We start from the raw sequence: 26,445 nt of genomic DNA, 5'->3' as shown, positions 1-26,445 counted from the left end.
ACCCCTCCGGACGCTGCCAGAGTCGACTCGTCGCAACGGAGCGGCAGAAGAGAGGTCACCATCATGGGATTCCTGTTGTGGATCGCCGCTGTCATCCTCGTGATCTGGGGCATCATCACCCTGATCCAGGGCAGCATCCTGCTCGGCATCGTGCTCATCATCGTCGGCCTCGCCGTGGGCCCCGGTGGTTGGAGCATCTTCAACCGTGGAGGCGCCAGGGCCTAGTCCCCAGCGCTCTCGAGAGCCCTCGTCCCACCGGGACGGGGGCTCTCGCACGTCGTGGGCGCGCCCTAGGGTGGCCCGATGAGCCCGACCGACCGCTCCCCCGCCCTCGTCGACGCCACCTGGCTCGCCGCGCACCTCGGCGACCCGCGCGTGATCGTCCTCGAGGCCGTCGTCGGCACCCTGCCGCCGGCCGACCGGCGCGTCCCCGGTGCCCGACGGGCCGACCTCGACGGCAGCCTCTCGGACCCGGCGTCCGACCTGCCGCACACGCGACCGGACGCCGAGCGGCTCGGCGTCGCCGTGCGCGACCTCGGCGTGGACGCCGCGCACCACGTCGTCGTCTACGACGCGCACAGCGTCTACGCCAGCGCCCGCGTGCGCTGGATGCTGACGACCGCGGGTCACGCGCACGTCTCGGTGCTGGACGGAGGACTGCCCGCCTGGCTGGACGCCGGACTGCCCACCGAGCCGGCGGACGCGCCGCAGGAGAGCGTCGCGCCGGGCGACTTCGTGCCCCGGGCCGCGGACGGGGTCGTCGTGGACGCCGACGGGGTGCAGGCGGTGCTCGACTCCGGCGCCGCGGTGCTGGTCGACGCGCGCAGCACGGGACGCTTCGCCGGGCGCGACCCCGAGCCGCGGCCGGGGCTGCGCGGCGGTCACGTGCCGGGCAGCGTGAACCTTCCCTTCACCGACCTGCTGGACGACGGACGACTGCGTCCGGTCGACGCGCTGCGGGCCGCGCTCGACGCGGTCGCCGGTCCCGACGTGCCGGTGGTCGTGAGCTGCGGCTCCGGCGTCACGGCGTGCGTCGTCGGCCTCGCGGCCGAGCTCACCGGACGTCCGTACCGGGTCTACGACGGGTCGTGGGCGGACTGGGGACGTCCCGGGATCCGGCCGGTGGAGACCGGCGACGCGTGACGCAGAAGACTTTGGTTCCGTCACGCAACGGTGTATCGTTGAACAGTCGCAACTATTGACGTTCACAACGAAGCGCTGGAGACCCCATGACCACCCCTGATCCCGAGCGGACGCAGGCCGAGGCGGACGCCGACGCCGCGCGCCACCGCGCCATCCTCAAGGTCCTCACCGGACTGCTGCTCGGCATGTTCGTGTCGATGCTGGCCACGACCGTGGTCAGCTCGTCGCTGCCGATCATCCTGGCCGACCTCCACGGCGGCCAGACCGCCTTCACCTGGGTCGTCACGGCGACCCTGCTGACCACCGCGGTCTCCACCCCGATCTGGGGCAAGCTGGCCGACCTGGTGAACCGCAAGCTGCTGCTGCAGCTCGCCATCACGATCTTCATCGTCGCCAGCGCGTCCGCCGGCTTCGCCGAGGGCGCGGGCTGGCTCATCGCGATGCGCGCCGTGCAGGGCATCGGCGCCGGCGGCCTGGGCGCCCTGACCCAGATCGTCATGGCCGACATCGTGTCCCCGCGCGAGCGTGGCCGGTACATGGGCCTGTTCGGCGGCGTCATGGCCCTGGCCACCGTCGGTGGCCCGCTGCTGGGCGGCGTCGTCACCGACGCGATCAGCTGGCGCTGGAACTTCTTCATCGCCGTGCCGCTGGCCGTCGTCGCGCTGGTCATGATCCAGCGCACCCTGCACCTGCCCCCGCTGCCCAAGCGCGTCGTGAAGATCGACTACGTCGGCATCGTGCTGCTCGCGGCCTCGGTCTCGACCCTGCTCATCTGGGTCACCCTGGTCGGCAAGGACTTCGACTGGATCAGCGCGACCAGCGCGTACATGGTGATTGGCTCGGTCCTGGGTCTCGCGGCCTTCGTCGCCGTCGAGGTGCGCCACAGCGAGCCGCTGCTGCCCCTGCACCTGTTCCGCAACCGGACGTTCAGCTGGTCGGTCGTCGGCAGCCTCGCGGTCGGCGTCGCGATGTTCGGCACCTCGGTGTTCCTGTCGCAGTACATGCAGCTCGCTCGCGGCGCGTCCGCCACCCAGTCCGGCCTCATGACCATCCCGATGATGGTCGGCCTGCTCGGCGCGAGCGCCGTGATCGGCCGTCGCATCACCGCGAGCGGACGCTGGAAGGGCTACCTCGTCGGCGGCGCGATCGCGCTCACCGTCGGCCTGCTGGCCATGGGCTCGATCGAGTACGACACCCCGTTCGTGCTGGTCTCGGTGTACATGTTCGTGCTCGGCGCGGGCGTCGGCATCGTCATGCAGAACCTGGTGCTCGTCGTCCAGAACGACGTCGAGCCGCGCGACCTCGGCGTCGCCAGCTCGGGCGTCACGTTCTTCCGCTCGGTCGGCGGCACGGTGGGCGTCTCGGTCCTCGGCTCGATCCTGGGCGACAAGGTCGTCACCCACATGGGCGAGAAGCGGGACGCGCTCGGGCAGGCCATCGCCTCGCTCGGCGAGCAGGGCCGCTCGGTCGCCGAGGCGCTGCACAACGGCACCATCCCGTCGGTCAGCAGCCTGCCCGGTCCGGTGCGCGAGATCGTGGAGTCGGTCTACGGCCAGTCGGTCGCCGACATCTTCCTGTACGCCGCGCCGCTGGGACTGCTCAGCCTGCTCGCCGTGGCCATGCTGCCGAACAAGGCGCTCGGCACCCAGACCCGGCACGAGAAGCAGACCAGCCAGGACGAGGAGACGGCGGCCACCCGGGTCGCCCAGGCCGCCGAGGCCGTCGCCGCCCAGACCGGTCCCGACCACCCCGGGGACGGCCGTGACCACCACCAGTGAGCCGGCGACCGGGCCGAGCGCCCGTCGCGACGCGGTCGAGGACGTCGAGCGCCAGCTCGTCCGGATGATGTCCGACAGCAAGCGCCGGTTCCGCGACCTGGCCACGCAGGTGCACCCGGACCTGCACGCCCCGTCGCTCGCGCTGCTGATCCACCTCGTCCGCGAGGGCGAGCAGCCCCAGGGCGCGCTCGCGGCGGTGCTGCACGCCGACAAGGGCCAGGTCAGCCGGCTGGTCACCCAGCTGGTGGACCTCGGCCTGGTGGTGCGCGAGCCCGACCCGGCCGACCGGCGCGCGATGACCGTCGCCGCGACCGACCAGGCCCGCCGCCGCATCGACGAGGTCGGCTGGCCGCAGCGCCGGATGCTGCACGAGCGGCTGGGCGGGTGGCAGCTCGACGACGTCCGCGAGCTGGCCGAGCTGCTGCGCCGGCTCAACGACGACGAGCGCTCCTAGGCGACGACCGAGGCCCCTCCCCGTGTGGGGAGGGGCCTCGTCGTCGTTCAGGAGGGGTTGAGCCCGGGCGGCGTGCGCTGCGGACCGGCCTCGGGCGGGCGCGGCTTGTCCTCGCGGTGCAGACGCACCATGACGAGCGCGACGTCGTCCTCGGGCACGTCCGGGCGCAGCTCGCGCAGGATCGCGTCGCAGGCCAGGTCGGCGGCCAGCCCGCGGCCCACGACGTCCGCGAACGCCCGGCGCAGCCGCTCGATGCCGGCGTCGATGTCCTCGCCGCGCCGCTCGACGAGCCCGTCGGTGTAGAACAGCACGGTCGCGCCGCGCGGCAGGGTGACGACCGCCTCGTGCCGCGGGGACCGCGGGTCCAGGCCGAGCAGGACGTCGGGGTCCTGGTCGAGCTCGTGCGCGTCGACGTCGAGGGCCGAGCCGGGGCCGACCTCGGCGACGTCGACACCCTGCGCGGGGTGGTCCGGGTCGCGCACGACCGCCACCAGCGGCGGCGGGTGCCCGGCGCTGGACCAGCGCAGGCTCACGACGCCCTCGGCCCGCTGGTCGGCCAGCTGCTCGAACCGAGCGGCGACGACCGTGGCCGTGGTCTCGATCTGCAGCAGCTGCATCGCCGAGTCGACCCGGCGCAGCACCTCGGCCGGGCCCTCGCCGGTGGTGATCGCGATGCCACGCAGCAGGCCGCGCAGCTGGCCCATGGCCGTCGCCGCCGCGGTGTCGTGGCCGACGACGTCACCGATGACGACGTTCGTCGCGCCGTCCTCCTGGATGAACGAGTCGTACCAGTCGCCGCCGACCTCGGCCCCCTCGGCGGCCGGCTCGTACCGGACCGAGACGTGCAGGTGGTCGGGCTCGGGCGGGTCGGTCAGCAGGCTGCGCTGCAGCGCCTCGGACAGCTTGCGCTGCTCGGCGAAGACGCGGGCGTTGTCGAGCGCCAGGCCGGCTCGCGCGGCCACCTCGCGCAGGACGTCGAGGTCCTCGTCGCCGAAGGTGGGTCGGTCGGCCGACCGGTAGGCGGTCAGCAGACCGACCGTGCGCCCCCGGCCGCGCAGCGGGACGGCGACGGCGGACTCGGGCGCGAGCTCGGCGAGCACGCGACGCGCCTCGTCCGACTGCAGGCCCACGCCGACGGCCTCCTCGGCCTGGCTCTCCAGGACGACCGGGTCCAGGCTCTCCAGGCCACGCCGGACGAACGACTCGTCGCTGAGCGCGGAGATGCGCACCTCGGCGTACCGCTCGACCAGGGCGCGCCTGGCCGGGTCGCCGTGCCAGGTGGCCAGGTCGCGCAGGCGCTCGCGCCAGTGGCTGGTGGCCAGCGCCCCCTCGCCCTCGACGAGCGTGACGATGCACCAGTCGGCGAGGGTCGGGGCGACCAGCTCGGCGAGGACGGCGACGGCCTCCTCGGCCTCCATCGTCTCGTTCAACGCGCCGGTGATGTCGGCGAGCAGCGAGCTGACCCGGGACGAGCGGACGAGCTCCTCCTGGAGCCGGCGGCGTTCGGTGATGTCGAGGAAGTACACCGACAGCCCGTTCGGCGTCGGCCAGGCTCGCACCTCGTACCAGTCGTCCAGCGGCGGCGGGTAGTACGCCTCGAACATGACCGGGCGCTGGGTCTCCATCGCCTCGCGGTACGCCTTCTCGAAGTCCGACCCGACGGCCGCGGGGAACAGCTCCCAGATCACGGACCCGACGACGTCCAGGCTCACGGCGCCCAGCAGGCGCTGCGCGACCGGGTTGGCGTAGGTGAACCGCCACTCGCGGTCGAGGCTGAAGAACGCCATCGGCATGGCCTCGAGCACCTGGGTGACGCGCGCGTCCTCGTCACGCTCGGCGGTGCTGTCGAACGCGGCACCGAGCAGGTGGGCCGGACGGCCCTCCGGCCCCGGCACCACGATGCCGCGGGCCGTGATCCAGCGCAGCTCGCCGGCCGGCGTGTTGATGCGGTACTCGGCCTCGTAGGCGCCCAGGGCGTCGATGGCCTTCTCGAGCGCGGCGGAGACTCGCTCGCGATCCTCGGGGTGGACGGAGGCGAAGAACGTGTCGATCGATCCGTCGAACGTCGCGTCGTCGAGGCCGAAGATCTCCAGCAGCGACCCGTCCCACCGCAGCTGGCGGGACTCCAGGTCCCACACGAAGACGCCGACGCCGGCCGCGCCGACCGCGACCTCCCAGAGCCGGTGGTCCAGGTCGCTCGCGGTGCCGGTCAGCAGGCTGCGACGGGACCGGTCCTCGGGCGACGTCATCGCGCGCTCACACGTCCCTCCACGGTCTCCACCTCGTCCGGTCGCGCGGCGCGCGAAGCCCTGGCCGATCTCTGCGTCCGCATCCTCCCATGCCGGGCGATCCAGGGCGGCTCTCGGCCACGCCGAAGGCACGCCGCCGCCGATCGTGTCGGACGTCACGTCGCGTCACCCAGAATTCACCGGCCGGGGGGTGGCGGGCCGGGGCGCGGACCCCGTAGCGTGTCGATGAAACGGAACGGTTCCGTTTCATCTCGTCCCGAAGGTATCCACCATGACCTGCCCCGCCGACCCCGGCTCCGTCCGCCCCCGCATCGAGGGCGACCGCGAGCTGGAGATCCTCGCCGCCACGCTCGAGGTGCTGGCCGACGTGGGCTACGACCGGCTGACCATGGACGCCGTGGCCACGCGGGCCAAGGCGTCCAAGGCGACGCTGTACCGCCGGTGGAGCAGCAAGGTGGGACTCGTCATCGAGGCCCTCGTCCACTCGAAGGGACCGACGAGCATCGCCGACACCGGCACGCTCAAGGGCGACCTCGAGGCCGTCTTCTGCGGCATGGGCGGCCTGACGGACCAGACCACGATCGGGGCGTTCGGGGCCGTCGTGACGGCCCTGGCCCGTGACCCCGAGTTCGCCGAGGCCTTCCGCCGCGACGTCCTCGGGCCCAAGATCGCCGCGTCGCGGCTCATCTGGGAGCGAGCCGCCGCCCGCGGCGAGCTCCGTGACGACATCGACCTCGAGCTCTTCGAGCCGGCCCTCGCCGGCATCGTCCTGCAGCACGTGATCGTGATGGGAGAGGCGGCCGACCCCGGCCTCATCTCCCGCGTGATCGACCAGATCATCGTGCCCTCCGCCACGCGCTGAGCGCACCTCCCTCCTCGTCCGGCCCTCCCCCGCGCCGGACCTCCGAGACAGACAGACAGACAAGGACCCCCCGCATGACCGACACGACCACGCCCGAGGCCCAGTCCTCGGGCCGCGAGCTCCACCTGGGATGGGCGCTGCTGCTCATCTCGGTGGCGCAGCTGATGGTGGTGCTGGACGCCTCCATCGCCAACATCGCGCTGCCCTTCATCGGTGCCGACCTGGGCATCGACGACGCCAACCTCACCTGGATCGTCACCGGCTACGCCCTCGCCTTCGGCGGACTGCTGCTGCTCGGCGGCCGCCTCGGCGACCTGTACGGACGCCGCCGCGTGTTCATGATCGGCCTGGCCGTCTTCGCCATCGCCTCGCTGCTCGGCGGCTTCGCCGCGAACGAGGGCCTGCTGCTCGCGGCCCGCGGCCTGCAGGGCCTGGGCGCCGCGCTGGCCTCCCCCGCCGCGCTCGCGCTCATCACGACGACGTTCCCGGCCGGACCCGCCCGCAACCGCGCGTTCGCCGTCTACGCGGCGATGTCGGGCGCCGGCGCGGCCGTCGGCCTCATCCTCGGCGGCTGGCTGACCGGTCTCGACCCCCTCCTGGGGCTCGAGGGCTGGCGCTGGACCTTCCTCATCAACGTCCCGATCGGCCTGCTGGCGGCCTTCGCGGCGCCGCGCTTCCTGCCCGAGTCCGAGTCGCACCCGGGCGAGCTCGACGTGCCCGGTGCCATCACCGGCACCCTCGGCCTGCTCGGCCTGGTCTACGGGTTCTCCCGCGCCGGCGAGGAGGCCCACGGTTGGGGCGACCCGTGGACGATCGCGTCCCTGGCCGCGGGCGTCGTCCTGCTCGCGGTGTTCGCCGTCATCGAGTCGCGGGTGGCCCACCCGCTGCTGCCCGTGCGCGTGTTCGCCAACCGCACCCGCGCCACGAGCTTCCTGGTGATGATGATCGTCCCGGCCGCGATGTTCGCGATGTTCTACTTCCTGAGCCTGTTCATCCAGCTCGTGGTCGGCTACAGCCCGCTGCACACCGGCTTCGCGTTCCTGCCGTTCTCGGTGGGCATCGTCATCGGTGCCGGCGTCTCGTCGAACCTGGTCAACCGCATCGACCCGCGCTTCATCGCCGGCGTCGGCACGCTCATGGCCTCCGCGGCCCTGTTCGGGTTCTCGCGGCTGGACGTCCCGCACGGCGCGTCCGACCTGGCGGCGCTCGCGAACGGTGGCCACCTGGGCGCCGACGTGAACTACTGGGCGTCGATCTTCCCGTTCATCGTCCTGATGTCGGTCGGCATGGGCGCGGTCTTCGTGCCGCTGACCCTCACGGCCGTGCACCACCTGCGTCCGGAGGACTCGGGTGTCGGGTCCGGCGTCCTGAACACGATGCAGCAGGTCGGCGGCGCGCTCGGCCTGGCCATCCTCAGCACCGTGGCCCTGCAGGCGGCCCAGGGCACCAAGGACTCGCTGGGCGGCGACCTCACCGCCCAGGGCATGCCCGCGGACGCGGCCGGCCAGCTGGCCTTCCTCGGGTCGTTCACCGAGGGCGCGACGGCGGCCTTCCTGGTCGGCGCCGTGCTCATCGCCATCGGCTCGCTCGCGATCTGGACGTTCCTCAACGTCAAGCACGAGGAGCTGGCCACGGACGGCCCCGAGGGCGGCGTCCACGTCGGCTGACCCCGACACGCCCGACGGCGCCCCGTCCGACCTCGTCGGGCGGGGCGCCGTCGCGTCCGGGGGTCAGCGCAGCGCGCACCCGCTGGCGACCCCGAAGCGGCGTAGGACGCTGGCCGCGGGGCAGAAGCCGGTGAGGCTCGCCTGGAGCAGGTTGGCGCCCACGAACGCGGTGAGGACGAGCCACCGGGTCGAGACGGTCACGGCGAGCACGACGCTCACGAGGACGAGGGTCCCGGCCAGCAGCATGACGGCACGGTCGATGTTCATGGAGCTCCTCTCGGCTGGGGGCACGGGTCAGTCGTGCGCGAAGGTGATGCTCGGCAGGACCTTGCGCAGCCAGGCGGGGACGTACCAGGCGGCTCCGCCCGCGAGCCGGAGCATGACGGGCAGGAGCACGAGCCGGACCAGGAAGGCGTCCAGCAGGACCGCGACTCCCAGGACGACGCCCATCTCCTTGGGCGGGATCGGCCCCGACAGGGCGAAGGTGAAGAACACCGCGACCATCACCGCGCCGGCGGCGAAGATCACCCGCCCGGAGTGGGCCAGCGACCCGACCATGGCGTCCTTGGGATCGCCGCTGCGCTCGAAGTGCTCCTTGGCCGACGCCAGGAGGAAGACGGTGTAGTCCATCGCGATGGCGAAGATCATGGCGAAGAAGAACACCGGCGCCCAGGCGTCCAGGAATCCCTGGGCCTCGAAGCCGAGCAGGTCGGCACCGTGCCCCTCCTGGAACACCAGTCGGGCCACGCCGAACGCGGCGCCCGTCGACAGCAGGCTGGCCAGCGTGCCGAGCAGGGCGATGAGTGGCGCCTGCAGGGCGACCAGGAGCAGCAGGAACCCCAGGACGAGGACGACCCCGACGACCAGCGGCGTGGACTCGTCGAGCTGGGCCTTGAGGTCGAGGTTCTCGACCGGCGCCCCGCCCACCAGGGCGGAGGACGGCAGGTCGCCGCGCAGTCGTTCGACGGTCTGCGCGAGAGCGGGCTCGGACGGGTCGACCGTCGGGACGGCCTGGACCATCACCAGCCCGCTGTCGTCGCCGGCCGGCACCGCCGGCATCGACGCCTGCAGACCCGGGTCGGAGGCCAGGACGGACACGACGGCGCGGACGTCGGCCTCGTCCGCCACGACCTGCAGGGTCCCGGGCGCCCCGTCGCCGAACGACTCCTTCACCCGGTCGTAGCCGATGCGTGCGGACGCGTCCTCGGGCAGCACCTTGATCGAGGGCATGGCGGTCGTCAGCCCGAGCACCGGTGCGGCGAGGGCCACGAGCACCACGAGCGAGGCGCCACCCCACACGAGGGGCCGCCGCCAGAGTCGCTCGCCCCAGGCGGCGAAGCGCGCCGAGCGGTGTCCGCCCGAGCGGACCCACGGCAGCGACAGCCTGTCGATGCGGTCGTCGAGCGCGAACAGCACCAGGGGCAGCAGGGTGACCGTGGCGGCCAGGACGAACACGACCGAGAGCATGATGCCGCCGGCCATCGACCTGAAGGACGGAGACGGGACGAGCATCACCGCGGACAGCGAGACGAGGACGGTGAGCCCGGAGAGCAGGACGGCCTTGCCGGCCGTGTCCATGGTCTGGGCGACCGCGAGCCGGCGGGCGTCCCGTCCGTCGCGGCCGGCCTCGCGCTGCGCGGCCCGGGCGGCGCGGTAGCGGACGACGACGAACAGCGCGTAGTCGATGCCCAGGGCGAGCGCGAACATCATGGCGAAGTTCATCGCCCAGATCGAGACCGGGACCAGCTCGTTGATCAGGACGAGCGACCCCGCCGAGGCCACGAGCCCGGCCAGGGTCAGCAGCAGCGGCAGGCCGGCGGCGACGAGGGCGCCGAACGCGAGCACGAGGATGCCCAGGGTCACCGGCCACGACATCAGCTCGGACGCCAGCATCGCGTCGAGGTTGGCCTCGTTGAAGTCGCTCCACAGCAGCGACGAGCCGGTCGGGTCGACCGACACCGTGGGGGTGGAGAGGTCCTGGAGCTCGTCCTTGAGGTCGGTCGCGACGCGCACCATCTCGTTGGTGTCGGCACCGGCGCCGGCCAGGACGACGGCGGTCGAGCCGTCCTGCGACAAGGTCGCCCCGGGGGCGGGAGGCACGACGTCGGCGATGCGCGGCTCGTCCTCCAGCACGCGGGTGACCGCGTCCAGCACCTCGGCACCCTCACCTTGCGTGACCGCGCCGTCGTCGGAGCGGACGACCACCTGGATCGCGGACGAGGCGTTGCCGCCGAAGTGCTCGCGCGCCAGCTCGCGAGCTTCCACCGACTCCGAGCCGTCGGCCTGCCACCCGGCCCCCGACAGCTCGTGCTCGACCTTCGGCGCGAACGCACCCAACCCGACGACGACGACCACCCACACGACCGTGACCAGACGCGCGTGGTCCGTGACCCAGGTGCCGAGACGTCCGAGCGGGCCGGCGGCGGCCGCGGTGGTGGACCCGCGGCGGCGACTTCGGGGAGGACGCGTGGGGGTGGCGCTCATGGAGGGGCTTCCGTTCTGGATCGGGGACGTGTCGTATCCCCCCGGGGGGATACGACTGCGACCATAACATCCCCCTGGGGGGTTCGGTGTACCGTGGCACCCGAGGGCGCCGGAGGGCGCCGCGGACTGAACCGAGGAGTGCCTGCCCATGGCCGAGTACACGATCCGGACGACGGTGGAGCGCCCCTACGACGAGACCGTCGAGGCGGTGCGGGAGCACCTGGTGGGCGCCGGCTTCGGCGTGCTCACCGAGATCGACCTGCGCTCGACGCTGAAGCAGAAGCTCGGCGTCGACGTCGCGCCGCAGGTGATCCTGGGCGCGTGCCGTCCCGAGCTGGCCCACCGTGCGCTGCAGGCCGACCCCTCGGTCGCCGCGCCGCTGCCCTGCAACGTCGTGGTGCGCTCGGCCGGTGACTCCACCACGGTCGTCGAGGCCTTCGACCCCGCCGCGATGACGACCTTCGGTGGCGACGCGCTCGGACCGGTGGCGGCGGACGCCCGGGGACGGCTGACGCAGGCCCTCGCGGCGCTGGGCGGTGGCCGCTGATGGTGGACCTGGAGCCGACCGAGGTCAAGGCGATCATCACGCGCATGAAGCGCGCCAACGGTCACCTCGCCAGCGTCATCCGCATGATGGAGGAGGGGTCGGACTGCGAGTCCGTCCTCACCCAGCTCGCGGCCGTCAACAAGGCGCTGTCGAGGGCCGGGTACGCGATCGTCGCGACCGGGCTGCAGCACTGCCTCGCCGACAACGACGGCGACCTCGAGAGCGTGGACGTGCAGAAGATGGAGAAGCTGTTCCTGTCGCTCGCCTAGACGTGGCTCGGGAACGACGAAGGGCCCCTCCCGCGCGGGAGGGGCCCTTCGTGTCTTGCGCGCCTGTAGGGATTCGAACCCCAAACCTTCTGATCCGTAGTCAGATGCTCTATCCGTTGAGCTACAGGCGCCCGGCCGCAAAGGCCTCGACGAGTCTAGCGCACGCCCTGCCGGGAGGACGAATCGGGGTCAGCCACCCTGCACGGACTCGCGACGCGCGAGCATCCGGTCGCCGCGGCGACGGGCCACGGTGGACGTCCGGACGGTGAGCCGCGGGCGGATGATCCGCTCCTTCGGGGTGTCCTTGCCGGCGAGCATCTCCAGCAGCATCGTGAGACCGAGGGCGGCCTGCTGCGCCGGGCGCACGTCGAGCGCGGTCAGCGCCGGGCTCGAGACCGCCGCCGAGATGCCGTCGACGTACTGGGCGACGAGCACGTCGCCGGGCACCGAGCGGCCCGACTCGGCGACCGCCTGGACGAGCGCGGCGCCGAAGGTCGGGTGCAGGCCGATGAGCGCGTGGACGTCGGCGGCGGCCAGCAGCTGGTCGGCCGAGGCGGACACGTCGCCGGCCTCGACCGCGGCCAGCGGCACGTGCTCGACGACGATCTCCTCCTCCGGTAGCGTCCAGAGGTCCTGCAGCGCCTGCAGCGACTCCTGCACGGACGCCGTGGGGTGCTCGGGCGCCAGGACGCCGATCGAGCGGGCGCCCAGCGAGCGCAGGTGGTCGAGCAGCTGTCGGGCGCCGTCGACCTCGTGCGCGTGCACCGAGTGGGCGTCCGGGACGCTGTCACCGACCGCGACGAAGGGCAGGTTCAGCCGGCGCAGGCCCGCGACGCGCGGGTCGTCGGGCTGCGGCTCGAGCACCAGGACGCCGTCGACCACGTGCGGTCCGAGGGTCCCGTCGGTCGGCAGCTGGGGCATGATCGTCAGCGCGTAGCCGGCCTCGACCGCCGCGTGCGCGGCCGCCGTGATGGCCGGGGCGTGCATGTCGGTCGAGAACACCTGGTCCGACGTCGACGGGGGCATGAGCAGGCCGATCGTGAGCGACTTGCCGCTCACCAGCCGCTGCGCGGCGCGGTTCGGGACGTACCCCAGGCGGTTGGCGACCTCGATGACGCGCTCGCGGGTCCGGACGTCCAGACGACCCTTGTTGTTCATGGCGTGGGAGACGGTCGTGACCGAGACGCCTGCCTCTCGAGCGACGTCCCGGATGGTCGGTCGTTTCGACGTCTCGGGCATGGTGCCGCCCAGGATACCGGGCCGTTTTGGCAGCCCGTCAGGTTTTGACCAATCTCACGGCTTTGCGATGCCAAAACGGCCGGCCGTCAGTAGCGTGCGGGACATGCAGGACGTCCTCGCCGATCGCCCGTTCGTGGACCTGGGTCGTTGGCCGACCCCTCTGGAGCCGGTCGACGGCACCTGGATCAAGCGCGACGACCTCTCGGGCCTCGGCCTGGGCGGCAACAAGCTGCGCAAGCTGGAGTTCCTGCTCGGCGCCGCCGCCGCGGCCGGGCAGGACACCGTCGTCACGACCGGCGCCCTCCAGTCCAACCACGCCCGGCTCACCGCCGCCGCCTGCGCCCGCCTGGGCCTGGCCTGCCACCTGGTGCTGGTCGCCACCGTCCCCCGCAGCGACCAGCACTACCGCGAGAGCGGCAACGTCCTGCTCGACGACCTGTTCGGCGCCACCGTGCACGTCGTGCCCGACCACGCCACGGCCGAGCGCGAGCTCGAGCACCTGCGCCGGCAGCACGGCGACCGGCTGTGCAGCATCCCCCTTGGCGGCAGCGACCGCGTCGGCGCCCTCGGCTACGTCGCCGGGGCGCTCGAGCTGGCCGCCCAGCTCGACGCGCAGGCCCCGCACGTCCGCCGGGTCGTCGTCGCGACGTCCTCGGGCGGCACGGTCGCCGGCCTGGTCACCGGGCTGGCCGCGGCCGGATGGGCGGGCGAGGTCCACGGCATCGCCGTGATGGAGGACGTGGCCGCGGCCACCGCCCGGGTCGAGCGGTTGGTGTCCGAGCTCGGCGACGACCTGGGCGTGAGCGTCGACCGGACGGCCTGGACGGTGCACGCCGGCCTCGGTCCCGGGTACGGCGTGACCGACCCCGCGAGCCTCGACGCGATCCGCCGGCTGGCCGCCGCGAGCGGGATCCTGCTCGACCCGGTCTACACCGCCAAGGCGTACGCCCACCTGGACGAGGCCGGTCCGCGCACCGAGACCGTGTTCCTGCACACTGGCGGCGTGCCGGCGCTGTTCGCCTACCAGCCCGACCTGGTCGCCGATCCGACGACCGAGGGCGACTAGGCTCCGTCCACAAACTTGCGCACAAGTTGTGCAAAACTTGTCCAGCACGGTCCTCGCGGCCGTGCCGGCGACGAAGTGAAGGGGGAACGCGTGTCCGAGGCACCCGAGTCCGCCGTTCCCACGGCCACGCCGGAGGGGGGCGACCAGCCTCCGGGCGAGGCGTCATCCGGCGGCCTGGAGTACGCCTGGACGATCGCGACCGTGTCGCAGAAGTTCGGCATCTCCGCCTCCACCCTGCGCACGTGGGAGCGCCGCTACGGACTGAGCCCCTCGGCCCGCACGGCCGGCGGCCACCGCCGCTACAACGGGGCCGACCTGGACCGCGTCCAGCTCATGCAGCAGCTCCTGGACGCCGGCATCGGCGCGCAGGACGCCGCGAAGGTCGTGCTGAGCCTCGATCCCGCCGGCGTCGCCGCGGCCCTCGTGGACGTCGCCCAGCTCGACGCCCCCACGCGTGGCGCCCTGTCCCCCGAGCTCGCCACCGAGACCCTGGTCATGGCCGCCGCCCAGCTCAACGTCGACAAGATCGGCCGCACCTGCGCCCAGGTGATCCAGGAGCGCAACGTCGCCGAGGCCTGGCAGGAGGTGTTCGCTCCCGCGCTCGACCAGATCGGACGGCGCAGCAAGGAAGGCTCGCTCCCCCGCGCCGCGCCTCACCTGGCCGCGCAGCAGCTCGCCGTCGAGCTCGGCAGCGCCGTGCGGGCGACCCGCTCACGCACCGACCGCGGCGGCGCCGTGCTGCTGGCCAGCGCGTGCCGCGACGAGCACTGGCTGCCCATGCTGGCCCTGCAGGCCGCGCTCGCGCAGAACGGCATCGCGTCCACGACCCTCGGCACCTACGTGCCGCTGGAGGAGGTCGCCGAGACCGCCCGCCTGCTGGAGTCCAAGGCGGTCTTCCTGTGGGCGTCCACCCGCCAGCCGCTGCACCTGGGTCCCTGGCGTCCGCTGTGGAACCTGGACCCGCGTCCGCACGTGGTGCTCGGCGGCCCCGGATGGGGCGACCCCGCGCAGCACGAGCTGCCCACCGGCGTGGAGTTCTGCCCGACGCTCGGCGGCGCCGCGTCGCTGGTGCGCGACCACCTCGACTGAGCCACGACACGACGAAGCCCGCCTCCTCGACGCGAGGGGGCGGGCTTCGTCGTGTGCGGGCCGGGACTACTGGCGGCCGAGCGCGCGGTAGGTCCAGCCGGCCTCGCGCCACTCGCTGGGCACCAGGACGTTGCGGCCGTCCAGGATGCGCTGGCCGTCGACGAGCTCGCCGATCGCCTTGGGGTCCATCTGCACGAACTGCTTCCACTCGGTGAGCAGCAGCACCAGCTCGGCGCCGTCGACGGCGTCCTCGATGCTGTCGGCGTAGCCGAGCTCGGGCGCCTTCGCCTTGGCGTTGGCCATGGCCTCGGGGTCGAAGAGCGTCACCTTCGCGCCCTCCTTGCCCAGCTGCACCGCGACGTCGAGCGCCGGCGAGTCGCGGATGTCGTCGCTGTTGGGCTTGAACGCGGCACCCAGCACGGCGACCTTGCGGTTGACGACCGAGCCGCCGAGCTCGGCGCGGGCCAGGTCGAGCATGCGGGCGCGGCGGCGCAGGTTGATCGCGTCGACCTCGCGCAGGAACGTGAGCGCCTGGTCGACGCCGAGCTCCCCGGCGCGGGCCATGAACGCGCGGATGTCCTTGGGCAGGCAGCCGCCGCCGAAGCCGAGACCGGCGTTGAGGAAGCGACGGCCGATGCGCACGTCGTGACCGATCGCGTCGGCCAGCTGCGTGACGTCGGCGCCGGTGGCCTCGCACAGCTCGGCCATGGCGTTGATGAACGAGATCTTGGTGGCCAGGAACGAGTTGGCCGCGACCTTGACCAGCTGCGCCGTGGCGTAGTCGGTGACCAGGCGCGGCGTGCCCTCAGACATCGGGGTCGCGTAGACCTCGTCCAGCACGTCGACCGAGCGCTGGCCGGCCTCGCTGGCGGCGACGCCGTAGACCAGGCGGTCCGGGTGCAGGGTGTCCTCGACGGCGAAGCCCTCGCGCAGGAACTCGGGGTTCCAGACCAGGACGGCGCCGGTGCCCTCGAGCTCGGCGGCGAGGCGCTCGGCCGTGCCGACCGGCACGGTCGACTTGCCCGCCACGACGTTGCCCTCGCTCAGGTAGGGACGCAGCTCGGTGAACGCGCTGTTCACGTACGTCATGTCGGCGGCGTACTCGCCGGCCTTCTGCGGGGTGCCGACGCACACGAAGTGGACGTCCGCGCCCTGGACGGCGGACATGTCGGTCGTGAAGGACAGACGGCCCGTGGCCATCGCCTCGGTGAGCAGCTCGGGCAGGCCCGGCTCGAAGAAGGGAGCCTCGCCGCGGCTCAGCGCCGCCGCCTTGCGCTCGTCGACGTCCACGCCGACGACCTCGTGCCCCAGGCTCGCCATGCACGCGGCGTGCACCGCACCCAGGTAGCCACAACCGATCACCGAAATCTTCATGGGGGTCAGGCTATCCGAGCGCCCCGCGGCGGCCAGTCCGCGTCAGGGCAGCAGCCCCATGAGGTAGCGCCCGTAGCCGCTCTTCATGAGCGCCTCGGCCCGCTCGGCGAGCTCGGCGTCGCTCAACCAGCCCTGCTTGTAGGCGATCTCCTCGGGGCAGCCGATCTTGAGCCCCTGGCGCTGCTCGATGGTGCGGATGAACTCGCCGGCGGCCTGCAGCGTCTCGAACGTGCCGGTGTCCAGCCAGGCCGTGCCGCGCTCCAGGACGCTCACCTGCAGGCGCCCCTGCTCCAGGTAGAGCCGGTTGAGGTCGGTGATCTCCAGCTCGCCGCGGGCCGACGGCTTCAGCGTCGACGCGAGCTCCACGACGTCCGAGCCGTAGAAGTACAGGCCGGGGACGGCGAAGCTGCTGCGCGGGCGCTCGGGCTTCTCCTGCAGCGACACGGCGGTGCCGGACTCGTCGAACTCGACGACGCCGTACGCCTGCGGGTCCGCGACCCGGTAGGCGAAGATCCGGCCGCCGTCGACGTCCTGGAAGGTGCGCAGCTGGGTGCCCAGCCCGGCGCCGTAGAAGATGTTGTCGCCGAGCACGAGCGCCGCGGGGCCGCCGGCCAGGTGCTCCTCGCCGAGCAGGAAGGCCTGGGCGAGGCCGTCGGGGCTCTCCTGCACCGTGTACGACAGGCGCAGGCCCAGCTGCGAGCCGTCGCCCAGCAGCCGCTCGAACTGCGGCCGGTCGTGCGGGGTCGTGATGACCAGCACGTCACGGATGCCCGCGAGCATGAGCGTCGAGAGCGGGTAGTAGATCATCGGCTTGTCGTAGACCGGCACCAGCTGCTTGCTCACGCCGAGCGTGATCGGGTGCAGCCGGGAGCCGGTGCCACCGGCCAGGACGATTCCGCGCATGCGCTCACCCTAGGGCCGAGCCCGCGTCCGGCACGACGGACGCCAGTAGGGTGACGCCCATGCGATCCCTGCTCGTGACCGGCGGCGCCGGGTTCATCGGCTCCAACTTCGTGCACCACGTCCTGGCCCACACGGACCTGACCGTGACCGTGCTGGACCTGCTGACCTACGCCGGGAACCGCGCGTCGCTCGCCGGCCTGCCCGAGGAACGGCTGGAGCTCGTGGTCGGCGACGTCGCCGACGCCGCGCTGGTCGACGACCTGGTCGCCCGGCACGACGCCGTCGTCCACTTCGCCGCCGAGTCCCACAACGACAACTCGCTGCACGACCCGAGCCCGTTCGTGCGGACGAACCTGGTCGGCACGTTCACGCTGCTGGAGGCCGCGCGCCGTCACGGCACCCGCCTGCACCACGTCTCCACCGACGAGGTCTACGGCGACCTCGAGCTGGACGACCCGCAGCGCTTCACCGAGCAGACGCCGTACAACCCGTCCAGCCCCTACTCGTCCACGAAGGCCGGCTCGGACCTGCTGGTGCGGGCCTGGGTGCGCTCGTTCGGCCTCGAGGCGACGATCAGCAACTGCTCGAACAACTACGGCCCGCGCCAGCACGTCGAGAAGTTCATCCCGCGCCAGGTCACCAACGTCCTGGACGGCGTCCGGCCGCGGCTCTACGGGGCCGGCGAGAACGTCCGCGACTGGATCCACGCCGACGACCACAGCGCCGCCGTGCTGACCGTCCTGGAGCGCGGCCGGGCCGGCGAGACGTACCTGATCGGCGCCGACGGCGAGAAGAGCAACCGTGAGGTCGTCGAGACCATCCTCGCCGTCATGGGCCGGCCCGCCGACGAGTACGACCTCGTGAAGGACCGTCCCGGGCACGACCTGCGGTACGCGATCGACTCGACGAAGCTCCGCACCGAGCTCGGCTGGACGCCGCGCTTCACCGACTTCGCGGCGGGCCTGGCCGACACGATCGAGTGGTACCGGGCGAACGAGGCGTGGTGGCGGCCGCAGAAGAGCGCGGCCGAGGCCAAGTACGCCGAGCTGGGGCACTGAGATGGACGACCTCACGCTGACCGCCACCGCGATCCCCGGCCTGCTCGTGCTCGAGCTGCCGGTGCACGGCGACAACCGCGGCTGGTTCAAGGAGAACTGGCAGCGCGAGAAGATGGTCGCCCTCGGCCTGCCCGACTTCGGCCCCGTGCAGAACAACGTCTCCTACAACGAGGCGGTGGGCACGACCCGCGGCATCCACGCCGAGCCGTGGGACAAGCTGGTCTCGGTCGCCACCGGACGCATCTTCGGCGCGTGGGTCGACCTGCGCGAGGGCGAGAGCTTCGGCACCGTCTTCACCACCGAGGTCGGCCCCGGCCGGGCGGTGTTCGTCCCGCAGGGCGTCGGCAACGCCTACCAGACGCTCGAGGAGCGCACCGCCTACACGTACCTGGTCAACGACCACTGGAGCCCGGACGCTTCCTACACCTTCCTCAACCTGGCCGACGAGACCGCCGCGATCGCGTGGCCGGTCCCGCTCGACCGGGCCGAGCTGAGCGACAAGGACCGCGCCCACCCCCGACTGGCGGACGTCCGCCCGGTGCCGCCGCGCCGCACCCTCGTGCTCGGAGCGAACGGCCAGCTCGGCCGGGCGCTCCGGGAGCTCCTGCCCGAGGCGGACGCGTGGGGACGCGAGGACTTCGACGTCACCGACCCGGCGGCCTACGAGCGGGTCGACTGGCGCCGCTACGACACGATCGTCAACGCCTCCGCCTACACGAAGGTCGACGAGGCGGAGACCCCGCAGGGCCGGCGCGACGCGTGGCGGGTCAACGTCCACGGCGTCGTCGAGCTGGCGAAGGTCGCCACCCGCCACGGCCTGACGCTGGTGCAGGTGTCCAGCGACTACGTGTTCGACGGCGAGCGCGAGAGCCACCCCGTCGACGAGACGTTCAGCCCGCTCGGCGTGTACGGCCAGACCAAGGCCGCGGGCGACGCGGTGGTGCAGACCGTGCCGCGCCACTACGTCGTGCGCACGAGCTGGGTGGTCGGCGACGGGCCCAACTTCGTGGCGACCATGCAGCGGCTGGCCGAGGACGGCGTGGATCCCGCGGTCGTGGACGACCAGGTGGGGCTGCTGACCCACACGTCCGACCTGGCCCGCGAGATCGTCGACCTGGTGCGCGAGCGCCGGCCGTACGGGACGTACCACGTCACCAGCGGCGGGGAGCCGCGCTCGTGGTTCCAGATCGCGCGTGACGTGTTCGAGCAGGCCGGTCACGACCCGGCGCGCGTCACCCCCACGTCGACCGAGGACTACGGGCGCGGCAAGCAGCTCGCGCCGCGGCCGCGGTTCAGCACGCTGGAGTAGCGCGGCTCAGAAGGTGAGGTCGGCGACGATGCGGGTGCCGCCGTCGCTCTCGACCCGCCAGGAGTCGGCCACGAAGTTGACGATGTGCAGGCCGCGGCCCGACAGCGACACGTCGTTGAGCTGCAGCGGCTCGAGCGTGGAGACCGTGCCGCCGTCGACGACGGCGACCTGCACCAGGCTCTCGAACGTCCGCCAGGCGACCTCGAGGGTGCCGTCGGGGCGCGGAGCCCCGTGGCGGATGCCGTTGGTCACGAGCTCGCTGACCACGAGCACCGCGTCGTCGATCACCGACTGGGGCACGCCGTGGTCGGCGAGCGCCGAGGCGATCTTCGCCCGCGCCTCGCCGGGGCTGGCCGGCTCGAAGGGAAGTGCGAACACGCCGCTCGACTGAGCGGGTCGGCCGTCCACGTAGTCGCCCTCATGGTTCACGTCCGTCACCACAGCGGCCTCACGCCGTCTCGACGCGTCGACGGACGCTCTGGACCGTCTCGTAGCGACGCGGGCAGTGGACGACGAGGACGACCGAGCCGTCGCCGAGCACCCGGCCGAAGGCCCGGACCGACTCGTCACGACGGAACTCGCGCAGGAGGCGCTGGGCGTGCGACGCCTCCAGGCGGAAGCTGAGGCGCGCCCACTGGCTGCGCCGCTTGGGACGCCGCGAAGCGCCACCGGTGGGGACGACGTGGATCGCGCTCATGGGGCGCTCCCTCCTGCTCGGACCTGCACGGATTGCCTGTCTGGATCCGCGCGCTAGGCTAAACCTATTCAAAACTTATTCATCGCGCAACGGGAGCGCCACACGAGCTTCCGGGCGCACGACAGAAGGAGAGCGTCATGGGCATCGACGACAAGCTGAAGAACACGGCCGAGGACCTGTCGGGCAAGACCAAGGAACACGCCGGCAAGGCCACGGACGACCCCGAGCTGGAGGCCGAGGGCAAGGGCGACCAGACCAAGTCCGACCTCAAGCAGGCCGGCGAGAAGGTCAAGGACGCCTTCAAGCACTGATCGGTCTAGTTCCATCGGGTCATTTTCGACCTGACGGCTGGCGGGGACCCCGGGTCCCCGCCTACAGTCGTCCTTGGCTGAGCCGCCGCGCGTACCCCCCGAACGCGTGGCGGCTCGCTGCATGTCCGGGCCCTTTCCACCGCGCACCCGGACGCCCTCGCCCCGCCGTCGGACCCCTGCGGTGGAATGGACCGGTGACCACGCGCACCGAGCTGTTCGACCCCGACGGCCCGCGACCCCTGCACGAGCTGCTCGACGCGATGACCTCCGACGGCTGGCGCCTCGAGGGCCCCGGCGAGGCCGTCGAGCACGACGGCCGCACGCTCGTCCGGTACCGCTTCGTCCGCTAGGCCGGCGCTCGACGTGCGCGACCGCTCCGGTGGTGCCATCGTCGTCCCGTCCTAGTCCGGAGGAAGGAAGTGCACCATGAGCACCCTGCTGTGGATCCTTGCCGTCATCCTGGTCGTCGCGGGCGTCTTCGCCCTGCTGCGACGTGAAATCCTGTGGGGCATCGTGCTGATCGTCGTCGGTCTGCTCGTCGGCCCCGGCGGTGTCAGCATCTTCACGTAAGCACCGCTGGACGCACGAGAGCCCCTCACCACCGGTGGGGGGCTCTCGCCGTGTCTGCGGGCGCTCCGCTTCCGCTCCCGCTTCCTGAGCTTGTCGAAGGGAGCCGCTGGGTTCGCTCTCGCCGCTCCCTGAGCCTGTCGAAGGGAGCGATCCCGCTCCCGCTTCCTGAGCTTGTCGGAGGGAGTCCTGCTGGCTCGCGACCGACCTCGGCGGGCGAGCCGCACTCCTCGCCCGGGTGCCGTGCTTCCTGGGCCAGCCTCGCCACGCACCTCGGAGCGAGCTCCGCCCCTGGTACCGAAACGAAACGACCAGCCACCTCAGTGACTGGTCGCTCCGGTCTTGCTTCGTGCGTGGGAGCCGGAGCGAGCTCCGCCGTGGGCACCACGCAGAACGACCAGCCACCTCGGTGACTGGTCGCTCCGGTCCTGCTTCGTGCGTTTTCGGCGGAGATGGCGGGATTTGAACCCGCGAGAGGTTTCAACCTCAACCCGCTTAGCAGGCGGGCGCACTAGGCCACTATGCGACATCTCCACGTCGCCGAAGACGGCAACCAGGACAGGCTACTAAACCCGTCCGCCCCGCGACGAATCGGGGCCGCTCACTCCAACGTGCGGTAGCCGTTCGCGCTGTTCATCCGGGCGTGCACCTCGCGGATCAGCTCGTCCGAGCGCTCGCCCACCGCGCTCAGCGCGACGTACGGCGCGCCGCCCGCCTTGAGCGTCAGCTGCATGCGGCGCGGCCCGCCCTCGTCGGCGTACTCGACCGTCTCCACGTCGCGCCACAGGACCCGCAGCTCACCCTGACCGCCCCGTCCCGCCCGGATCCCACGCTCGTCCAGGCGCGCGACCACCGGCGGCCGCACCAGCACGCGGACGCCGTCGAGCACGGCCAGCGCCGTGACGCCGAGCAGCACCCAGCCCACGACGTCCACCCAGGTGGTGCCGGAGCCGAGCGCCAGGACGCCGGCGAACGCGGTGACCGCGGCGGCGATCAAGTGGAACCCGAACGCACGCAGGGCGTAGGGGCGGGCGAGACGGTAGGTCGTGCTGGACACGCGGGTCCTTCGCTGGTCGGTGGTCGGTGGCAGAGGGGGCGGGATTCGAACCCGCGGCTGGCTCGTCACCAGCGACCGCTTTCAAGGCGGTTCCGATCGGCCACTCCGGCACCCCTCCTCGGCCCGAGGGCCGTGGCCAGGGTACCGGGACGCACGTCGGCCCCCGCCCGGGCTGGGCGGGGGCCGGCGCGCTCGCGGGTCCTAGCGGCGGACCTTCACCGACGTCCGGGCCGACGAGTCGGCGTAGACCGAGCCGGCCGCGTCGAGCGAGACCGTGACCGTCGCGCGGCCGGAGGCCTTCTTCGACAGGCGCGGCAGGCTCACCGTGACCGTCCGGCCGGCCTTGACCCGCACGATCTTGGTGAGCGTCGTGCGGCCCTGCTTGACGCGGACCTTGACGGTGCCGTCCACGCTCGGGCGGACCTTGACCTTCACCGCCTTGCCGCGCTTGGCGGTGACCGAGCCGATCTTCACCGAGGACGCCCGCTGGGTGACCTTCAGCGAGACCTCGCGCGACACCGTGCTGCGGGTGCCGGCCGTCACGACCACGCGGTAGCGGCGGCTGTTCTCGGCCGGGGTGACCTTGGTCAGGTCGAGCGAGGCGCCCCGCTTGCCGGTCAGGTCCGTCCACGCGCCGTTGCCCGAGCGACGCTGCCACTGGTAGCTGAGCGGCTTCGCGGCGGTGGCGGACACGCTCAGGCGGACGGTGTCGCCGGCCTTCGCGCGGACGTCCTTCGGCTGCCCGGCGATCACCGGGGCGGCGTCGGGCTGCTCGAGCACCGGCGGGGTCACGCCGTCCTCCACGACGGCCTTCTTGCCGGCGTCGGTCTTGTGGACGGTGAAGCGGTCCCACAGGTCGCCGACCTGGTAGGCGGTGTCGACCTTCTTGCCGTTCTTGAACCACTGCGCCGACGGGGTGATCTCGGCGATGTAGGACGAGTAGGTCAGCGTGTCCTCGCTGACCTCGACGACCTGGTAGGTCGTGAAGTCCTCGCCCTTCTGCACCTGGGTGGCGCCGTTGTTCGTCCAGACGTTCTTCTCGTCGGTCTCCAGGTCGTAGTGCTTCGCTCCGGAGTTGCTGACGATGTAGACCGGGCCGGACGTCACGCCCGGGGTCGTCGTGGCGGTGGTGTCCTTGAAGCCGCGCGAGTAGACGTGGTCGTGCCCCATCTGCACCAGGTCGATGTCGTGCTTCTCGAAGACCGGCACCCAGTACTGGCGCAGCACCGGCTCGTTCCGGCCCTCCGAGCCCGAGTACACGGGCTGGTGGAAGGTGACGACGTTCCACTTCGACGGGCTCTCGGTCAGGACGTGGTCCAGCCAGGCGGCCTGGTACTGCGTCCACAGCTCGGCGACCTTGGTGCTCGGGCAGTCCGCGGCCGTGCAGGCGGGCAGCGCGTCGGGCGTCAGGAACGTCGTGTCGCGGGTCGCGTTGACGGTGATGAAGCGGACGCCCTGGTAGTCGGAGAAGTACACCGTCTCGGCGGCGAACTCGCTCCAGTGGTCGAAGTAGGCGCGGTACTGCTGCGCGACCTCGGAGTCACCCTCGGCCAGCTTCGCCATCTCGCCGATGGTGGAGTCGTTCGGGTTGTTGGCCGGGTACTCGAAGTGGGCCTTCCAGGCGGTCATGAGCTTGTCGCCGGAGTACTCGTGGTTGCCCGGGGCGGCGAAGACGTTGGTCGTCGTCGCGGCCGACTTCATGCCCTTGAACCAGTTCTGCCACTGGACGTCGTTGCTGGCGGTGTCGATCAGGTCGCCGGCGTGCACCGAGCCGATCGAGTCCGGCGCCTTGGCCTGGGCCTGGCGGACGACCTCGGGCCACGTGGTGTCCAGGCCGATCTGGGCGTCGCCGTAGTAGACGTACGAGAAGTCCTTCTCGTCGGGGTCGGCAGTGCCGAACGTCGCCCAGTCGCTCCAGGCGCCGTCGGTGGACACGCGGTAGGTGTAGTCCGTCCCCGGCTTCAGGCCCGACACCACGGTCGAGAAGTGCGGGAAGTCGTTGCTGATGCTCTTGGGCTGCAGGTAGGCCTTGACGGCCCGGGTCGCCCCGCCGGCGGCCGGCTTGATCTCGACCTTCGCGGAGGTGTCGTCGAGCTCGGCTCCCTGGAAGGTGATGGCCTGGCTGGTCTCGGGCGTCTCGGTGGGCGTGAGGATCACGCGGGTCGGCTGGACCGGGTCGTCGGCCATGGCCCCGGACGGCAGCGTCAGGATCCCTCCGGCGAGCACGGCCGCCAGTCCGGCGACGGCCGGTCGGCGCGCACCACGCAGCATGCGGACGTTCAATGTCGTTCCTCTCTCGGAGTCACGGCGACCGGTGGCCGCCCACGACGACTCAAACGAGGTGGGGTGACCGCTCAGCCGTGCAACGAGGAGGCGGAGGTGAACAACGTCCCAACACTCGCCCGGACGGACCACCGGGCATGGCCCGGTCGGGTCAGCGCAGGGGCTCGTGGCGCGGCGGCTCGACGCGCGAGGGACGCTCGATGGCGCGGTTGCGGCGAGCCGACCGGTCGCGCAGCGCGATGCGACGGGCGACCAGGCCGACGGCCAGGCCCAGGACGATCGAGTACAGCGTGGAGAGGCCCACGTAGCTCGGGTAGGCGTTGGGGTCGACCAGCGACGTGGTCATGACGCCGGTGCCGATGACGGCGAAGACGAGGATCCACCAGCCCTCGCGGTGGCGCGAGCGGACCGACGTGCCGACCACCAGGGCGGGCAGGCCGATCAGCACCTCGACCGGTCTGGGCACGCCCCCGACGGTCTCGCGCAGCCAGGTGACCGTGGACGTGAAGGCGTCCACGACGGTCTCCGAGCCGTGCGTGCGCACGAACGAGCTGTAGGCGAGCAGGACGATGAGCAGCACGGCGACGCCCACGAGCACCGCGACGCCCTGCCGGCTCATGCCGTGCAGTCCGGCGCCGAGGCTCCAGACCACGGCGATGGCCAGGGCCAGCGACGTGCCGAGCACGAGCAGGTTGAACCGCTGGTAGCCGACCGGGGCGTTCCAGGCGGCGACGCCCACCGTGCCCGACAGGGCCACGGCGATCGCCACCCCGTACTCGCGCACCACCTGCCCCAGCGTGCGGGCCGGACGCGTGAGCAGCACCGAGGCCACCGTGGCGACCACGGCCGTGACACCGGCGGCCGCGGAGATGGTGACGTTGCGCTCCATCACCACCGCCGACACGGCCAGGAGCCCGGCGAGACTGACCCAGATGCGCAGGTAGCCGCCGACCCGGTGGGTGAGCATCGTGGCCAGCACCACCAGCAGGACGCCGGCCGCCGGCCGCTCGATCCAGGTGGGGGCGCCGACCGCGACCACGGACGTGGTCGCCAGGGCCGTCGAGACGAGCCACAGGACGATGACCGTGATCCGGGCCCAGCGGCCCAGCTCGGGACGCAGGCGCGGCTGCCGGGTCGGCAGGTCGTAGGCGGGGGTCGCGGGCGCCTCGAGCCGACGGCGTCCACCCTGGGTCGCGGTGGTCACGGGCGCACCCCCGTCGCCCCCATGCGGCGGTTGGCCAGCGACGGGTTCGTCTCGCGGGTCGCGCGCAGCGCCTCGGGGTCGAGGTCGGCGGTCAGCACGGCCGGCTCGTCGCCGGCCTCGGCCAGCACGACCCCGGACGCGTCGAGGATCGTCGAGTGCCCGGTGTAGCCGCGGCCGCACTGCGCGGCGGCGACGACGCCGACGGTGTTCTCGATCGCCCGGGCGGCCAGCAGGGTGCGCCAGTGGTCGAGCTTGCGCTCGCCGGCGACCCACGCGGCCGGGACGGCCAGCACGTCGGTGCCGCGGTCGACCAGACCTCGCGCCAGCTCGGGGAACCGCAGGTCGTAGCAGGTCATCAGACCCAGCACCTCGTCACCGATCGGCACGGTCACCGGCTCGACCTCGCCCGCGGCCAGGCGCTCGGACTCGCGGTACCCGAAGGAGTCGTAGAGGTGGATCTTGCGGTACGTCGCGACCAGGTCGCCGTCCGGTCCGGCGGCCACCAGCGTGTTGAAGGGCAGGTCGTCCGTGGCCTCGAACATGCCGGCGACGACGGTCGTGCCGAGCCGGCGCGCCTGGCGCAGCAGCAGCTCGACGAACGGGCCGTCGAGCGGCTCCGCGAGCGGACGCAGGTCGGTGTCGTGGCGGCCGAAGTCGGCCATCGTGGCCTCCGGCAGGAGCACCACGTCGGGTCGCTGCGCGGGGTCGACGGCGTCGAGCACCCGCCCGACGGCCGCACGGTTCGCGGCGGCGTCGAGGGACGCGGAGAGCTGGACGACGACAGGACGCACCCGTCGATTCTGGCAGGTGCGACCCAGCCCTGCGACGACCCGTG

The 26,445-nt window shown here is 72.3% G+C and carries 27 protein-coding genes and 3 tRNA genes; 15 read left to right on the top strand and 15 right to left on the bottom strand.

The window, feature by feature from the left end:
* Positions 1 to 63: 63 nt before the first annotated feature.
* From E0W78_RS16365 to E0W78_RS00960, 4 genes are all read left to right on the top strand, one after another.
* Positions 64 to 225: a GPGG-motif small membrane protein gene (locus E0W78_RS16365; RefSeq protein ID WP_165570356.1), complete on the top strand. Its 162-nt coding sequence runs from the start codon at positions 64 to 66 to the stop codon at positions 223 to 225.
* Positions 226 to 303: 78 nt separating this feature from the next.
* The gene (locus E0W78_RS00970) at positions 304 to 1,143 is read left to right on the top strand and encodes a sulfurtransferase (protein WP_131401984.1); all 840 of its coding nucleotides are present in this window, start codon (positions 304 to 306) and stop codon (positions 1,141 to 1,143) included.
* A gap of 86 nt (positions 1,144 to 1,229) precedes the next feature.
* Positions 1,230 to 2,921, top strand: coding sequence for an MDR family MFS transporter (locus E0W78_RS00965; RefSeq protein WP_131401983.1), 1,692 nt, complete (start codon positions 1,230 to 1,232; stop codon positions 2,919 to 2,921).
* Positions 2,905 to 3,375: a MarR family winged helix-turn-helix transcriptional regulator gene (locus tag E0W78_RS00960; RefSeq protein WP_131401982.1), complete on the top strand. Its 471-nt coding sequence runs from the start codon at positions 2,905 to 2,907 to the stop codon at positions 3,373 to 3,375. The genes E0W78_RS00965 and E0W78_RS00960 overlap by 17 nt, the downstream gene beginning before the upstream one ends.
* A gap of 47 nt (positions 3,376 to 3,422) precedes the next feature.
* On the opposite strand, the gene E0W78_RS00955 is transcribed toward E0W78_RS00960, so the two are convergent.
* A complete protein-coding gene (locus E0W78_RS00955; protein WP_131401981.1) occupies positions 3,423 to 5,624 on the bottom strand; it encodes a SpoIIE family protein phosphatase in 2,202 nt (733 codons plus the stop codon).
* 271 nt (positions 5,625 to 5,895) lie between these two features.
* Here E0W78_RS00955 and E0W78_RS00950 point away from each other — a divergent pair, with 271 nt between their 5' ends.
* Both E0W78_RS00950 and E0W78_RS00945 read left to right on the top strand, forming a co-directional pair.
* Positions 5,896 to 6,486, top strand: coding sequence for a TetR/AcrR family transcriptional regulator (locus E0W78_RS00950; RefSeq protein ID WP_131401980.1), 591 nt, complete (start codon positions 5,896 to 5,898; stop codon positions 6,484 to 6,486).
* Positions 6,487 to 6,560: 74 nt separating this feature from the next.
* Positions 6,561 to 8,153, top strand: a complete 1,593-nt coding sequence (locus E0W78_RS00945) for an MFS transporter (RefSeq protein WP_131401979.1) — start codon at positions 6,561 to 6,563, stop codon at positions 8,151 to 8,153.
* A 63-nt stretch (positions 8,154 to 8,216) separates the two neighbouring features.
* On the opposite strand, the gene E0W78_RS00940 is transcribed toward E0W78_RS00945, so the two are convergent.
* Both E0W78_RS00940 and E0W78_RS00935 read right to left on the bottom strand, forming a co-directional pair.
* Entirely contained in the window at positions 8,217 to 8,420 is a 204-nt protein-coding gene (locus E0W78_RS00940) for a DUF2892 domain-containing protein (RefSeq protein WP_131401978.1), read from the bottom strand.
* A 27-nt stretch (positions 8,421 to 8,447) separates the two neighbouring features.
* Positions 8,448 to 10,637: an MMPL family transporter gene (locus E0W78_RS00935; RefSeq protein ID WP_131401977.1), complete on the bottom strand. Its 2,190-nt coding sequence runs from the start codon at positions 10,635 to 10,637 to the stop codon at positions 8,448 to 8,450.
* Positions 10,638 to 10,785: 148 nt separating this feature from the next.
* Here E0W78_RS00935 and E0W78_RS00930 point away from each other — a divergent pair, with 148 nt between their 5' ends.
* Both E0W78_RS00930 and E0W78_RS00925 read left to right on the top strand, forming a co-directional pair.
* Positions 10,786 to 11,184 (top strand): DUF302 domain-containing protein, encoded by a 399-nt coding sequence (locus tag E0W78_RS00930; protein ID WP_131401976.1) that lies wholly within the window; start codon positions 10,786 to 10,788, stop codon positions 11,182 to 11,184.
* Positions 11,185 to 11,186: 2 nt separating this feature from the next.
* Positions 11,187 to 11,453, top strand: a complete 267-nt coding sequence (locus E0W78_RS00925; protein ID WP_278249412.1) for a metal-sensitive transcriptional regulator — start codon at positions 11,187 to 11,189, stop codon at positions 11,451 to 11,453.
* 58 nt (positions 11,454 to 11,511) lie between these two features.
* Here E0W78_RS00925 and E0W78_RS00920 read toward each other — a convergent pair.
* Positions 11,512 to 11,584: transfer RNA gene (locus E0W78_RS00920), tRNA-Arg, on the bottom strand.
* 58 nt (positions 11,585 to 11,642) lie between these two features.
* Complete coding sequence (locus E0W78_RS00915; RefSeq protein WP_131401974.1) at positions 11,643 to 12,692, bottom strand: LacI family DNA-binding transcriptional regulator; 1,050 nt, start codon at positions 12,690 to 12,692, stop codon at positions 11,643 to 11,645.
* Between the two features lie 103 nt (positions 12,693 to 12,795).
* Between E0W78_RS00915 and E0W78_RS00910 the strand changes: the two genes are divergently transcribed.
* Both E0W78_RS00910 and E0W78_RS00905 read left to right on the top strand, forming a co-directional pair.
* The gene (locus E0W78_RS00910; RefSeq protein WP_131401973.1) at positions 12,796 to 13,758 is read left to right on the top strand and encodes a D-cysteine desulfhydrase family protein; all 963 of its coding nucleotides are present in this window, start codon (positions 12,796 to 12,798) and stop codon (positions 13,756 to 13,758) included.
* A gap of 90 nt (positions 13,759 to 13,848) precedes the next feature.
* A complete protein-coding gene (locus E0W78_RS00905; RefSeq protein ID WP_165570355.1) occupies positions 13,849 to 14,847 on the top strand; it encodes a MerR family transcriptional regulator in 999 nt (332 codons plus the stop codon).
* 66 nt (positions 14,848 to 14,913) lie between these two features.
* On the opposite strand, the gene E0W78_RS00900 is transcribed toward E0W78_RS00905, so the two are convergent.
* Both E0W78_RS00900 and rfbA read right to left on the bottom strand, forming a co-directional pair.
* The gene (locus tag E0W78_RS00900) at positions 14,914 to 16,221 is read right to left on the bottom strand and encodes a UDP-glucose/GDP-mannose dehydrogenase family protein (protein ID WP_131401971.1); all 1,308 of its coding nucleotides are present in this window, start codon (positions 16,219 to 16,221) and stop codon (positions 14,914 to 14,916) included.
* 42 nt (positions 16,222 to 16,263) lie between these two features.
* Entirely contained in the window at positions 16,264 to 17,124 is an 861-nt protein-coding gene (gene rfbA, locus E0W78_RS00895; RefSeq protein ID WP_131401970.1) for a glucose-1-phosphate thymidylyltransferase RfbA, read from the bottom strand.
* Between the two features lie 59 nt (positions 17,125 to 17,183).
* Between rfbA and rfbB the strand changes: the two genes are divergently transcribed.
* Both rfbB and E0W78_RS00885 read left to right on the top strand, forming a co-directional pair.
* Positions 17,184 to 18,182, top strand: coding sequence for a dTDP-glucose 4,6-dehydratase (rfbB, locus tag E0W78_RS00890; RefSeq protein WP_131401969.1), 999 nt, complete (start codon positions 17,184 to 17,186; stop codon positions 18,180 to 18,182).
* Between the two features lies 1 nt (position 18,183).
* Positions 18,184 to 19,491: a bifunctional dTDP-4-dehydrorhamnose 3,5-epimerase family protein/NAD(P)-dependent oxidoreductase gene (locus tag E0W78_RS00885; protein ID WP_131401968.1), complete on the top strand. Its 1,308-nt coding sequence runs from the start codon at positions 18,184 to 18,186 to the stop codon at positions 19,489 to 19,491.
* A gap of 6 nt (positions 19,492 to 19,497) precedes the next feature.
* On the opposite strand, the gene E0W78_RS16360 is transcribed toward E0W78_RS00885, so the two are convergent.
* Positions 19,498 to 19,869: an ATP-binding protein gene (locus E0W78_RS16360; protein ID WP_165570354.1), complete on the bottom strand. Its 372-nt coding sequence runs from the start codon at positions 19,867 to 19,869 to the stop codon at positions 19,498 to 19,500.
* 70 nt (positions 19,870 to 19,939) lie between these two features.
* On the bottom strand, positions 19,940 to 20,188 hold the full coding sequence (locus E0W78_RS16355) for a hypothetical protein (RefSeq protein WP_165570353.1): 249 nt from the start codon (positions 20,186 to 20,188) through the stop codon (positions 19,940 to 19,942).
* A gap of 137 nt (positions 20,189 to 20,325) precedes the next feature.
* Between E0W78_RS16355 and E0W78_RS00875 the strand changes: the two genes are divergently transcribed.
* The 3 genes from E0W78_RS00875 to E0W78_RS16345 all read left to right on the top strand — a co-directional run bounded on the left by E0W78_RS00875 (position 20,326) and on the right by E0W78_RS16345 (position 21,069).
* Positions 20,326 to 20,499, top strand: coding sequence for a CsbD family protein (locus E0W78_RS00875; RefSeq protein WP_131401966.1), 174 nt, complete (start codon positions 20,326 to 20,328; stop codon positions 20,497 to 20,499).
* 194 nt (positions 20,500 to 20,693) lie between these two features.
* Positions 20,694 to 20,849, top strand: a complete 156-nt coding sequence (locus tag E0W78_RS16350; RefSeq protein WP_165570352.1) for a hypothetical protein — start codon at positions 20,694 to 20,696, stop codon at positions 20,847 to 20,849.
* A gap of 76 nt (positions 20,850 to 20,925) precedes the next feature.
* Positions 20,926 to 21,069, top strand: coding sequence for a GPGG-motif small membrane protein (locus tag E0W78_RS16345; RefSeq protein ID WP_019143925.1), 144 nt, complete (start codon positions 20,926 to 20,928; stop codon positions 21,067 to 21,069).
* A 444-nt stretch (positions 21,070 to 21,513) separates the two neighbouring features.
* Here the strand turns inward: E0W78_RS16345 and E0W78_RS00870 are convergent.
* From E0W78_RS00870 to E0W78_RS00845, 6 genes are all read right to left on the bottom strand, one after another.
* Positions 21,514 to 21,600: transfer RNA gene (locus E0W78_RS00870), tRNA-Ser, on the bottom strand.
* Positions 21,601 to 21,667: 67 nt separating this feature from the next.
* The gene (locus E0W78_RS00865) at positions 21,668 to 22,123 is read right to left on the bottom strand and encodes a hypothetical protein (RefSeq protein WP_131401965.1); all 456 of its coding nucleotides are present in this window, start codon (positions 22,121 to 22,123) and stop codon (positions 21,668 to 21,670) included.
* A gap of 27 nt (positions 22,124 to 22,150) precedes the next feature.
* Positions 22,151 to 22,241: transfer RNA gene (locus tag E0W78_RS00860), tRNA-Ser, on the bottom strand.
* Positions 22,242 to 22,324: 83 nt separating this feature from the next.
* Positions 22,325 to 24,406 (bottom strand): fibronectin type III domain-containing protein, encoded by a 2,082-nt coding sequence (locus E0W78_RS00855; protein WP_207392565.1) that lies wholly within the window; start codon positions 24,404 to 24,406, stop codon positions 22,325 to 22,327.
* A gap of 151 nt (positions 24,407 to 24,557) precedes the next feature.
* On the bottom strand, positions 24,558 to 25,610 hold the full coding sequence (locus tag E0W78_RS00850) for a hypothetical protein (RefSeq protein WP_131401964.1): 1,053 nt from the start codon (positions 25,608 to 25,610) through the stop codon (positions 24,558 to 24,560).
* Complete coding sequence (locus E0W78_RS00845) at positions 25,607 to 26,401, bottom strand: carbon-nitrogen hydrolase family protein (protein WP_131401963.1); 795 nt, start codon at positions 26,399 to 26,401, stop codon at positions 25,607 to 25,609. Before E0W78_RS00845 ends, E0W78_RS00850 begins: the two co-directional genes overlap by 4 nt.
* Positions 26,402 to 26,445 lie beyond the last annotated feature (44 nt).

The sequence above is a fragment of the Aeromicrobium sp. IC_218 genome (assembly GCF_004336805.1).
GTDB lineage: Bacteria > Actinomycetota > Actinomycetes > Propionibacteriales > Nocardioidaceae > Aeromicrobium.
Note: the sequence above shows the minus strand (reverse complement) of the source record. Positions and strands in the feature narration are given on the sequence as shown.

Bases quoted from the DNA above. Each gene is read 5' to 3' on its own strand.
- rfbA (WP_131401970.1), bottom strand. From the start codon at position 17,124: ATGCGCGGAATCGTCCTGGCCGGTGGCACCGGCTCCCGGCTGCACCCG.
- E0W78_RS16345 (WP_019143925.1), top strand. From the start codon at position 20,926: ATGAGCACCCTGCTGTGGATCCTTGCCGTCATCCTGGTCGTCGCGGGC.
- rfbB (WP_131401969.1), top strand. From the start codon at position 17,184: ATGCGATCCCTGCTCGTGACCGGCGGCGCCGGGTTCATCGGCTCCAAC.
- E0W78_RS00935 (WP_131401977.1), bottom strand. From the start codon at position 10,637: ATGAGCGCCACCCCCACGCGTCCTCCCCGAAGTCGCCGCCGCGGGTCC.
- E0W78_RS16355 (WP_165570353.1), bottom strand. From the start codon at position 20,188: ATGAGCGCGATCCACGTCGTCCCCACCGGTGGCGCTTCGCGGCGTCCC.
- E0W78_RS00875 (WP_131401966.1), top strand. From the start codon at position 20,326: ATGGGCATCGACGACAAGCTGAAGAACACGGCCGAGGACCTGTCGGGC.
- E0W78_RS00900 (WP_131401971.1), bottom strand. From the start codon at position 16,221: ATGAAGATTTCGGTGATCGGTTGTGGCTACCTGGGTGCGGTGCACGCC.
- E0W78_RS00940 (WP_131401978.1), bottom strand. From the start codon at position 8,420: ATGAACATCGACCGTGCCGTCATGCTGCTGGCCGGGACCCTCGTCCTC.
- E0W78_RS00930 (WP_131401976.1), top strand. From the start codon at position 10,786: ATGGCCGAGTACACGATCCGGACGACGGTGGAGCGCCCCTACGACGAG.
- E0W78_RS16365 (WP_165570356.1), top strand. From the start codon at position 64: ATGGGATTCCTGTTGTGGATCGCCGCTGTCATCCTCGTGATCTGGGGC.
- E0W78_RS00885 (WP_131401968.1), top strand. From the start codon at position 18,184: ATGGACGACCTCACGCTGACCGCCACCGCGATCCCCGGCCTGCTCGTG.
- E0W78_RS00965 (WP_131401983.1), top strand. From the start codon at position 1,230: ATGACCACCCCTGATCCCGAGCGGACGCAGGCCGAGGCGGACGCCGAC.
- E0W78_RS00915 (WP_131401974.1), bottom strand. From the start codon at position 12,692: ATGCCCGAGACGTCGAAACGACCGACCATCCGGGACGTCGCTCGAGAG.
- E0W78_RS00950 (WP_131401980.1), top strand. From the start codon at position 5,896: ATGACCTGCCCCGCCGACCCCGGCTCCGTCCGCCCCCGCATCGAGGGC.
- E0W78_RS00945 (WP_131401979.1), top strand. From the start codon at position 6,561: ATGACCGACACGACCACGCCCGAGGCCCAGTCCTCGGGCCGCGAGCTC.
- E0W78_RS00910 (WP_131401973.1), top strand. From the start codon at position 12,796: ATGCAGGACGTCCTCGCCGATCGCCCGTTCGTGGACCTGGGTCGTTGG.
- E0W78_RS00970 (WP_131401984.1), top strand. From the start codon at position 304: ATGAGCCCGACCGACCGCTCCCCCGCCCTCGTCGACGCCACCTGGCTC.
- E0W78_RS00955 (WP_131401981.1), bottom strand. From the start codon at position 5,624: ATGACGTCGCCCGAGGACCGGTCCCGTCGCAGCCTGCTGACCGGCACC.